The sequence below is a fragment of the Streptomyces sp. YS-3 genome (genome assembly GCF_045257485.1).
Taxonomy (GTDB): domain Bacteria; phylum Actinomycetota; class Actinomycetes; order Streptomycetales; family Streptomycetaceae; genus Streptomyces.
This window is the reverse complement of record NZ_JBJHPC010000254.1, coordinates 1-10030: the sequence shown is the minus strand read 5'-3', so window position 1 is coordinate 10030 and position 10030 is coordinate 1. Positions and strand designations below refer to the sequence as shown.

7 protein-coding genes and 1 riboswitch are annotated in these 10030 nt (G+C 74.0%); all 7 genes read right to left on the bottom strand.

The window, feature by feature from the left end; genetic code table 11:
- A partial coding sequence (locus tag ACJA3G_RS20720; RefSeq protein WP_406554508.1) for a cobyrinate a,c-diamide synthase occupies positions 1–736 on the bottom strand: 736 nt, incomplete at its 3' end.
- Positions 730–1338 (bottom strand): cob(I)yrinic acid a,c-diamide adenosyltransferase, encoded by a 609-nt coding sequence (cobO, locus tag ACJA3G_RS20715; protein WP_406554507.1) that lies wholly within the window; start codon positions 1336–1338, stop codon positions 730–732. The genes cobO and ACJA3G_RS20720, both read right to left, overlap by 7 nt.
- Positions 1338–3344 carry a putative cobaltochelatase gene (locus tag ACJA3G_RS20710; RefSeq protein WP_406554506.1) on the bottom strand — a complete coding sequence of 669 codons (2007 nt, stop codon included), beginning with the start codon at positions 3342–3344 and terminating at the stop codon, positions 1338–1340. Before ACJA3G_RS20710 ends, cobO begins: the two co-directional genes overlap by 1 nt.
- Positions 3341–6994, bottom strand: coding sequence for a cobaltochelatase subunit CobN (cobN, locus tag ACJA3G_RS20705; protein ID WP_406554505.1), 3654 nt, complete (start codon positions 6992–6994; stop codon positions 3341–3343). Before cobN ends, ACJA3G_RS20710 begins: the two co-directional genes overlap by 4 nt.
- Complete coding sequence (locus ACJA3G_RS20700; protein ID WP_406554504.1) at positions 6991–8499, bottom strand: cobyric acid synthase; 1509 nt, start codon at positions 8497–8499, stop codon at positions 6991–6993. Before ACJA3G_RS20700 ends, cobN begins: the two co-directional genes overlap by 4 nt.
- Entirely contained in the window at positions 8496–9425 is a 930-nt protein-coding gene (locus ACJA3G_RS20695) for a cobalamin biosynthesis protein (protein ID WP_406554503.1), read from the bottom strand. The genes ACJA3G_RS20700 and ACJA3G_RS20695 overlap by 4 nt, the downstream gene beginning before the upstream one ends.
- Positions 9426–9532: 107 nt before the next feature.
- Positions 9533–9675: riboswitch (cobalamin riboswitch) on the bottom strand.
- Between the two features lie 109 nt (positions 9676–9784).
- Positions 9785–10009, bottom strand: coding sequence for a hypothetical protein (locus tag ACJA3G_RS20690; protein ID WP_406554509.1), 225 nt, complete (start codon positions 10007–10009; stop codon positions 9785–9787).
- Positions 10010–10030 lie beyond the last annotated feature (21 nt).

The window sequence follows — 10030 nt, the reverse complement described above, 5'->3', positions numbered from 1 at the left end:
GGGGGAGAACCGCCGCCGCCGCGTCCCACGGCTCGAACCCGAGGTCCGGCGCCGAGCGGGCCAGCGCCACCAGCGCGGCCAGATCGCACCCGCGCCGCACCTGCTCCGCCATCGCCGCCACCGCGGCCACCGCGTCGGCGCGCCGCTCGGCCACCGGCACCAGGCCCAGGTGGCGCGACGGGGTCGACAGCGGAGCCGCGCGGCGCAGGGCGCCGAGCACCGGGACGCCGGACTCGTCCAGCGCCTCCCGCAGCAGCGCCTCGTGCCGGTCAGAGGCCACCTTGTTGAGGATCACCCCGCCGATCCGCACCCCGGGATCCCAGGACGCGAAGCCGTGCACCAGCGCCGCCACCGACCGCGACTGCGAGGACGCGTCGACGACCAGGACCACCGGCGCCCGCAGCAGCTTCGCCACCTGGGCGGTGGAGGCCAGCTCACCGAGCCCGGCCGCCCCGTCGTACAGCCCCATCACACCCTCGACCACCGCGATGTCCCACCCCCGCGCCCCGTGCGCGAACAGCGGAGCCACCAGCGGCTCCCCGCACAGGTACGCGTCGAGGTTGCGCCCCGGGCGTCCCGTGGCCAGGGCGTGGTAGCCGGGGTCGATGTAGTCGGGGCCGACCTTGTGCGGGGACACGGTCAGACCGGTCGCGGCGAGCGCGGCCATCAGGCCCGTCGCGACCGTGGTCTTCCCGCTGCCCGACGAGGGGGCCGCGATGACGAGACGTGCTACCACTCGATGCCCCGCTGCCCCTTCTGACCGGCGTCCATCGGGTGCTTGACCTTGGACATGTCGGTCACCAGGTCCGCGAAGTCCACCAGCTCCTGCGGGGCGTTGCGCCCCGTGATCACCACGTGCTGGGTGCCGGGGCGGTCCCGCAGCACCGCGACGACCTCGGCCGTGTCGATCCAGCCCCAGTGCATGGGGTAGGCGAACTCGTCGAGCACGTACAGCTGGTACGTCTCGGCCGCCAGGTCCCGCTTGACCTGCTCCCAGCCCTCGCGGGCCTTCTCCTCGTTGGTCGAGTTGTCGCCCTGCAGACCGCGCTGGACCCAGGACCAGCCCTCGCCCATCTTGTGCCAGGCGACGCTGCCGCCCTCGCCGGAGGCGCCGAGCACCTTCAGCGCGTTCTCCTCGCCGACCTTCCACTTCGCCGACTTGACGAACTGGAACACCCCGATCGGCCAGCCCTGGTTCCAGGCCCGCAGCGCGAGCCCGAACGCGGCCGTCGACTTGCCCTTGCCGATGCCCGTGTGGACCACGACCAGCGGCCTGTTACGCCGCTGACGGGTCGTCAGACCGTCCTCCGGCACCACACTCGGCTGTCCCTGCGGCATCAGGCGGCCCTCCTGTTCGTCCCCTGTACGTCCTTGACCAGACCCGCGATCGAGTCGGCCCGCAGCTCGTCGAGCGTCACCGCGGGTCCGCCCAGCTCGCGCGCCAGCTCCGCCGCCAGCCCCAGGCGCACCGCGCCCGCCTCGCAGTCCACGACCACCGACGCGACGTTCTCCGCCGCCAGCAGCCGGGCCGACCGGCCCGCCAGCGCCACCGGGTCCACCCCGCCGGTGGCGCGCCCGTCCGTCACCACCACGAGCAGCGGCCGGCGCGACGGATCGCGCATCCGCTCCACGCGCAGCACGTCGTGCGCCTTCAGCAGCCCGGCCGCGAGCGGGGYGCGCCCGCCCGTCGGCAGCGTCTCCAGCCGGGCCGCCGCCGCTTCCACCGACGACGTCGGCGGCAGGGCCACCTCCGCGTCCCTGCCCCGGAAGGTGATCAGTCCGACCTTGTCCCGCCGCTGATACGCGTCGAGCAGCAGCGACAGGACCGCGCCCTTGACCGCGCCCATCCGCTGCCGGGCCGCCATCGACCCCGAGGCGTCGACGACGAAGAGCACCAGATTGCCCTCGCGGCCCTCCCGGGTCGCCTGGCGCAGATCGTCACGCCGGACGATCAGACCGCGCCCCGAACGCCCGCGCGCCCGCTGGTGCGGCGCTGCTGCCTGGAGCGTCGCCGCCAGGTGCAGCTTGGTCAGGGCGCCCTGGGGGCGGCGGGCGCCGGTGGTGCGCCCGTGCGCCGTGCGGGCCCGGGAGCGGCGTCCGGCCGCGCCCTCGCCGAGGCCAGGCACGCTCAGCGTCTTCGTACGGAACGGCTCACCCGCCCGGACGGCCTGCTGCTCGCCCGCGCCCGACGGCTGCGGCTCGCCGCCCTCGCCCGCCTCGGGGCGCGCGGGGGTGTCGCCCGCGCCCGCCTCCGGCGTGGGGCCGCCGTCCTGCGGGGGCTGTCCGCCTCCGCCGCCCGGCCCGTCCGGGTCCGGGTCGTCGTCCTCGCCCGGCTCCCCGAACTCCTGGAGCGTGTCGTCGAGCTTGTCCTCGTCCAGGCCCGGGGCGTCGAACGGATTGCGCCGGCGGCGGTGCGGCAGCGCCAGCAGCGCCGCCTGCCGGACGTCCTCGGCGAGCACCTCCGTACGCCCCGCCCAGGCGGCCAGCGCCGTCGCGGTGCGCGCCATCACGATGTCGGCCCGCATGCCGTCGACCTCGAAGGCCGCGCAGGTGGCCGCGATCTGGCGCAGCGCGCCGTCGCCGAGCCGGACCCGCGGCAGCAGCGCCCGCGCGGCGACGATCCTCGCCCGGACCGCGCTCTCCTCGTCGGCCCAGCGCGCCGCGAAGGCGGCCGGCTCGTCGTCGTACGCCAGGCGCCTGCGGACCACCTCGACCCGCTGGTCCGGCTCCCGGGACGCCGAGACCTCCACGGTCAGCCCGAACCGGTCCAGGAGCTGCGGCCTGAGCTCGCCCTCCTCCGGGTTCATGGTCCCCACCAGCAGGAAGCGCGCGGCGTGCCGCACGGAGACGCCTTCGCGCTCCACGTACGAGGCGCCCATCGCGGCGGCGTCGAGCAGCAGGTCGACCAGGTGGTCGTGGAGGAGGTTGACCTCGTCCACGTAGAGGATGCCGCGGTGCGCGTGGGCGAGCAGACCGGGCTCGAAGGCCTTCACGCCCTCGGCGAGCGCCCGCTCGATGTCGAGCGCGCCCACGAGGCGGTCCTCGGAGGCGCCGACCGGCAGCTCCACCATCCGGGCGGGCCGGGCGGCCCCGGTCCCGGCCTCGTGCGGCCCGTCGGGGCACGCCGGGTCGGGCGCGGCCGGGTCGCAGGAGAACCGGCAGCCCGTGACCACGTCGACCTCGGGCAGCAGCGCGGAGAGCGCCCGTACGGCCGTCGACTTCGCGGTGCCCTTCTCGCCCCGGACGAGGACGCCGCCGACGGCGGGACTCACCGCGTTCAGCAGGAGGGCCAGGCGCAGATCGTCCTGACCGACGATCGCGGTGAACGGATAAGGCGTGCTCATGCGTCGTCACCCTCCAGGTCGCCCTCGAGCTGCAGATAGGTCGCGCGGAGCTGCTCCAGCGTCTCCGCGTCCGGTTCGGCCCACAGGCCGCGGTCGGCGGCCTCAAGGAGCCGTTCCGTGATGCCGCGCAGCGCCCAGGGGTTGGACTTCTTCAGGAAGTCCCGGTTCGTCTCGTCGAACACGTACTCGGCGCTGAGCTTCTCGTACATCCAGTCGTCGACCACGCCCGCCGTCGCGTCGTACCCGAACAGGTAGTCCACGGTCGCGGCCATCTCGAAGGCGCCCTTGTAGCCGTGGCGCCGCATCGCCGCCATCCAGCGCGGGTTGACCACGCGCGCGCGGAAGACGCGGTGGGTCTCCTCGCCCAGGGTGCGGGTCTTGATCTGGTCGGGGGTGGCCGAGTCGCCCACGTACGCCTCGGGCGACTCGCCCGTCAGATGGCGGACCATGGCGACCATGCCGCCGTGGTACTGGAAGTAGTCGTCGGCGTCGACCAGGTCGTGCTCGCGGGTGTCGACGTTCTTCGCGGCCACCGCGATCCGGCGGAACGCCGTCTCCATGTCACCGCGCGCCGCACGCCCGTCGAGACCGCGTCCGTACGCGTAGCCGCCCCACACCGCGTACACCTCGGCGAGGTCGGCGTCGCTGCGCCAGTTGCGCGCGTCGATCAGGGGGAGCAGGCCCGCCCCGTACGCCCCCGGCTTGGAGCCGAAGATACGGGCCGTGGCGCGGCGCCGGTCGCCGTGCTCGGCGGTGTCCTCGTCGGCGTGCGCCCGGACGTAGTTGGACTCGGCCGGCTCGTCCAGCTCCGCCACCGCCCGCACCGCGTCGTCGAGCAGCCCGACCACGTGCGGGAAGGCGTCCCGGAAGAAGCCGGAGATGCGGACCGTCACATCGATACGGGGCCGGCCCAGCTCCGCGACCGGGACGACCTCGAAGCCGGTGACGCGGCGGGACGCCTCGTCCCACACCGGGCGGCAGCCCAGCAGCGCCAGGATCTCGGCGATGTCGTCGCCCTGGGTGCGCATCGCGGAGGTGCCCCACACGGTGAGGCCCACCGACTTCGGATACGCCCCGGTGTCCGCCAGATAGCGCGCCACCAGCGAGTCGGCGAGCGCCTGGCCGACCTCCCAGGACAGCCGCGAGGGGATGGCCTTGGGGTCCACCGAGTAGAAGTTGCGGCCGGTCGGCAGGACGTTGACCAGACCCCGGGTGGGGGAGCCGGACGGGCCCGCCGGGACGTAACCGCCGTCGAGCGCCCGCAGGATGTGGGTGATCTCGTCGGTCGTGCGCGCGAGGCGCGGCACCACCTCGCGGCAGGCGAACTCCAGCACCGCCACCGCGTCCGGCAGCTCGGCGCGCAGGACCTCGGCCACCAGCGGGCCGCACGCCGGCACCGACCAGCCGCGCTCCTCCATGCCCTCCGCGAGGCGGCGGCACAGGTGCTCAAGCAGGTCGATCGTGTCGGCCGCGGTACGCGCGGGGCCCTCGACCAGGTCGGTGAGCTCCACCGGGACCTTCACCGGCGCGCCCGGCTCGGCCAGCAGCTCCTTCTCCACCAGGCCGAAGTGCTCGGCCAGCGAGGCGCGCAGACCGGGCAGCGCGTTGGCCTGCCCGCCCCACACCTGGGAGGCGCGCAGCACCGCGAGCACCAGGTTGACCCGGGGCTCGGCCTCGGGGCCGCCGCCCAGGATGTGCAGGCCGTCGCGGATCTGGACGTCCTTGATCTCGCAGAGGTAGCCGTCGATGTGCATGACGAACTCGTCGAAGTCGCCGTCGTCCGGCTGCTCGTCGATGTGCAGGTCGTGGTGGAGCTCGGCGGCCTTGACCAGCGTCCAGATCTGGGCCCGCACCGCCGGGGCCTTCGTCGGGTCGAGGTCGCTCACCAGCGCGTACTCGTCGAGGAGCTGCTCCAGTTTGGCCAGGTCGCCGTAGGTGTCGGCGCGGGCCATCGGCGGGACGAGGTGGTCCACCACCGTGGCGTGGCCGCGCCGCTTCGCCTGGGTGCCCTCGCCCGGGTCGTTGACGATGAACGGGTAGACCAGCGGCAGATCGCCCAGGACCGCGTCCGGACCGCAGCCCGAGGACAGCCCCAGGCCCTTGCCGGGCAGCCACTCCATGGTGCCGTGCTTGCCCATGTGGACGATCGCGTCGGCGCCGAAGCTGTTCTCCAGCCAGCGGTAGGCGGCCATGTAGTGGTGCGAGGGCGGCATGTCCGGATCGTGGTAGATCGCGATCGGGTTCTCGCCGAAGCCGCGCGGCGGCTGGATCATCACCACGACGTTGCCGAACTGCAGGGAGGCGAGCACGATCTCGTCGCCGTCCACGTACAACTGGCCCGGGGGCTCGCCCCAGTGCTCCAGCATGCCGTCGCGCAGCTCCGGCTCCAGCTTCTCGAACCAGGCGCGGTAGTCCGCGAGCGGCACGCGCGCGGGGGCCGCCGCGAGCTGCTCCTCGGTGAGCCACTCCACGTCGTGGCCGCCCGCGTTGATCAGCCGGTGGATCAGCTCGTCACCGTTGTCCGGGTGGCCCTCCACCCCGTATCCGGCGTCCCGCAGCGCGTCCAGGACGCGGACGGCGGAGGCGGGGGTGTCCAGACCCACCGCGTTGCCGACGCGCGAGTGCTTGGTGGGGTAGGCGGTGAAGACCAGGGCCAGCTTCTTCTCCGCGTTCGGCTTGTGCTTCAGCCGGGCGTGGCGCACCGCGATCCCGGCGACCCGGGACGCCCGCTCGGGGTCGGCGACGTAGACCGGCACCTCGTCGGGGCCCTGCTCCTTGAAGGAGAACGGGACGGTGATCAGCCGGCCGTCGAACTCGGGGATGGCGACCTGCATCGCCGCGTCCATGGGGGAGAGCGCCGCGTCCGAGGCCTCCCAGACGTCCCTGGACGAGGTGAGGCAGAGCCCCTGGAGCACCGGCACGTTCAGCTCGGCCAGGGCGCCGATGTCCCACGCCTCCTCGTCGCCGCCCGCGCTCGCCTGCGAGGCGGTGGTGCCGCCAGCCGCCAGGACGGTGGCGATCAGCGCGTCCGCCCGGCCCAGCGTCTCGTAGAGGGCCGGGTCCGCGCCGCGCAGCGAACCCACGTACACCGCCAGCGCGTTGGCGCCCTGGGCCTCGATGCGGTCGCACAGGACGTCGACGAAGGCGGTGTTCCCGGAGAGCTGGTGGGCGCGGTAGAAGAGCACGCCGACCGTGGGGCGGCCCTCGACGTACGCGCGCGTGCCGTGCACGCCCCACTCGGGCATCTTCTGCGGCTCGGCGAAGCCGACGCCCGTGAGCAGCACGGTGTCGGAGAGGAACCGGGACAGCTCCACGAGGTTGCCGGGACCGCCCTCGACCAGATAGCGCAGGGCCTCGGCGACCACGCCGGCCGGGGCCGACGACTCGGCCATCAGCTCCGCGTCCGGCACCGACTCGCCGCCCAGCAGCACCGTGGGGATGCCGGACGCCTTCAGCGCGGCAAGTCCGTCCTCCCAGGCGCGCTTGCCGCCCAGCAGGCGCACGACGGCCACCGACGCGCCCTCGATCAGCGCGGGCAGCTCCTCGGCCACGTCGATACGGGTCGGGTTGCCGATCCGGAACGGCGCCCCGGAGGCCCGGGCCGCCAGCAGATCCGTGTCGGCGGTCGACAACAACAGCACAGTGCTCATGCGGGTGCTCCAGGTGCGATGAAGGGAAGTCCTGCGGGCGGGCCCTGCTCGATCAGCCGCAGGAGCGCGTCCGTGTCCGCGTGTTCTTCGATGAGGTCGCCGAGGCGGTCCAGCTGTTCTTCGCGCAGCACCCCGAACGACGTGTCGGGGGCGGGCACGAAACGCCGGCCCGCGGCGCTCGCGACCCGCTCCAGGAACCGCCGTCTGAATCCGTCGCTCTCCAGTGACCCGTGCCAGTGCGTCCCCCAGACCGCACCGACCCGGCATCCGTCCAAGAAGGTTTCCCCGCCCAGCACTTCGGCGACGCCGTGGTGGATCTCGTAGCCCTCCACGCGCTCGCCCAGCGCCTCGCCGGCCGGCCGCGCGAGTGTCTTCTCGGCCGCGAACCGCACCCGCACGGGCAGCAGTCCGAGACCCGTCACGGAACCGGCCCGTGACTCGACCTCGTCCTCGATGTGTTCGCCGAGCAGCTGGTAGCCGCCGCAGATCCCCAGCACCGGACGCCCCTCGGCCGCCCTGCGCGCCAGCTCCCGCGCCAGCCCCCGTTCCCTCAGCCACTCCAACGCCCGGACCGTGCCCCGGGTTCCCGGCACCACGACCAGATCGGCGTCGGCCAGCTCCTCGGGCCGGTCCACGAACCGTACGATCACGCCCGGTTCGGCGGCGAGCGCGTCCACGTCCGTGAAGTTGGACATCAGCGGCACCGCGCACACCGCGACCCGCAGTACGTCCTCGCCGACCGGCGGCGCCACCACGGACTCGCGCACGGCGCCCCGAAGGGACACCCGCAGCCCGTCCTCCTCGTCGATGCCGAGCCCGTGCGCGAACGGCAGGATCCCGTACGTGTGGCGCCCGGTGAGGCCGCGCAGCATCTCGATACCGGGTTCGAGGAGCGAGACGTCGCCCCGGAACTTGTTGACGATGTACCCGGCGACCAGGGCCTGGTCCTCGGGGCTCAGCAGCGCCGTCGTACCGAAGAACGACGCGAACACCCCGCCCCGGTCGATGTCGCCGACCACCACCACCGGCAGCCTCGCGGCGCGCGCGATGCCCATGTTGACGATGTCGGTGCGCCGCAGATTGATCTCGGCCGGGCTGCCCGCCCCCTCGCAGATCACGGCGTCATACGTGCCCCGCAGCCGCTCCAGGCAGTCCACGACCGTGCCCAGAAGCGCCTCCTGGCGTCCGCCGTGGTAGCCGCGGGCGCTCAGCTCGCCCACCGGCCTGCCCATCAGCACGACCTGGCTCGAACGGTCGCTCCCCGGCTTGAGCAGCACGGGGTTCATCAGCGCGGACGGCTCCACGCGCGCCGCCTGCGCCTGCATAGCCTGGGCGCGCCCGATCTCCGCGCCCTCGCGCGTCACGAAGGAGTTGAGGGACATGTTCTGTCCCTTGAAGGGCGCGACCTTGACGCCTTGGCGCACCAGCCACCGGCAGATCCCGGCGGTGACGACGCTCTTGCCCGCGTCCGACGTGGTGCCCGCGACCAGCAGTCCACCGCTCATGTCCGTACCTTCCTCACCGCGATCGCCACACCCAGCGCCAGCCAGCCCACCCGGCGCGACAGCCGCACCGCCCGCTCGATGTCCGCCACTTCCACCGCCCGGCCGTCCCCGTGCAGCACCGGCCGGTGCTCGACACGGCCGCCGTACGAGAGGGTGCCGCCGAGCCGTACGCCGAGCGCCCCCGCGAACGACGCCTCCACGGGACCGGCGTTGGGGCTCGGGTGCTTGGCCGCGTCCCGCCGCCACGCGCGCGTGGCGGCGCGCGGCGCGCCGCCCGCCACGACCGCGAGCGCGGCGGTCAGACGGGCGCCCGGCCAGCCCGCCACGTCGTCCAGGCGCGCCGAGGCCCAGCCGTACCGCAGATGGCGCGGCGAGCGGTGGCCGACCATCGCGTCCAGGGTGTTGACCGCGCGGAACGCCACCAGACCCGGCACGCCCGCGAGCGCCCCCCACACCAGCGCGCCCACCACGGCGTCCGAGGTGTTCTCGGCGACGGACTCGACGACCGCGCGCGCGATGCCGGGCGCGTCCAGGGACTGCGGGTCGCGCCCGCACAGGTGCGGCAGCCGCGCGCGGGCCGCCTCGACGTCCCCCGACCGGAGGGCCGCGCCGATCGCCCGGGCCTCCCGGCCCAGCGAAGTGCCGCCCACCACGGCCCAGGTGGCGGCGGCGGTCAGCGCGACGGACGCGGCGGGCCGGCGGCGTACGGCACGGGTGGCGAGCAGCGCGGCGCCCGCGGCGCCTCCGGCGCACACAGCGGTGTGCAGCGCGCCCCAGCCACGGTGGTCGCGCCACAGCGCGCGCTCCACGGCTGCCGCGGCACGGCCGAACGCGGCGACCGGATGTCCGCGGCGGGGATCGCCGAGGAGGAGGTCGCCGAGGAGACCGGCGGTGGCGCCGTACGCGAAGGTGCGATCGGCACGCATGGGATCAGCCCGCCGCAACGCCGCGGGGAGCTCCGGTACGTGCGGGAGGTGCCGGCAACAGGCAGGCGCGCATGGCGGTATGTCCTCACTCAGGGTGTCCGCGCCCTGGTATGACGTCGACCGGCGGTGAGAGTTCCTGGCTCACGGGGATCATTCCCCGATGACAGTGGCGGGACCGCGCCGGATTCGCACCGGCTTCCTCTTCTGCCGCCGTAAATGGCTCGGGCAGTCCACCATGCCCGGGAACGCCCGTCAACTCGCTGCTGACCTGCGACGGGAGAGTGTGCGCAGGCACACAGGAAACCGCCCCCCGGCAGGGCCGGAGGGCGGTCGTGGAGGGTGCGGCGCTGCTCGCCGGCCTACTTGGCGACGATCAGGTTGATGCCGTACGCGACGGCCGCCGCGCAGAGCGCGAAGCAGAGGTAGGCGGTGGTGCGGGCCACGGCGATGTTGCCCTTGCCGGTCGCGGCCGACTGCTGCTTGCTGAGGCCGACGATCCCGACGGTGAACAGGCCCACCAGGCCGACGGTGACGATGAGGCTGACACCGAAGACGGTGCCGAGAGCTGCCCAGTCGATGTGCATGACGATTCCTTCGGGGAGCGC

Excerpts from the sequence above, each read along its gene's own strand:
- cobO (WP_406554507.1), bottom strand. The coding sequence starts at position 1,338 with ATGCCGCAGGGACAGCCGAGTGTGGTGCCGGAGGACGGTCTGACGACC.
- cobN (WP_406554505.1), bottom strand. The coding sequence starts at position 6,994 with ATGAGCACTGTGCTGTTGTTGTCGACCGCCGACACGGATCTGCTGGCG.
- ACJA3G_RS20700 (WP_406554504.1), bottom strand. The coding sequence starts at position 8,499 with ATGAGCGGTGGACTGCTGGTCGCGGGCACCACGTCGGACGCGGGCAAG.
- ACJA3G_RS20695 (WP_406554503.1), bottom strand. The coding sequence starts at position 9,425 with ATGCGTGCCGATCGCACCTTCGCGTACGGCGCCACCGCCGGTCTCCTC.
- ACJA3G_RS20690 (WP_406554509.1), bottom strand. The coding sequence starts at position 10,009 with ATGCACATCGACTGGGCAGCTCTCGGCACCGTCTTCGGTGTCAGCCTC.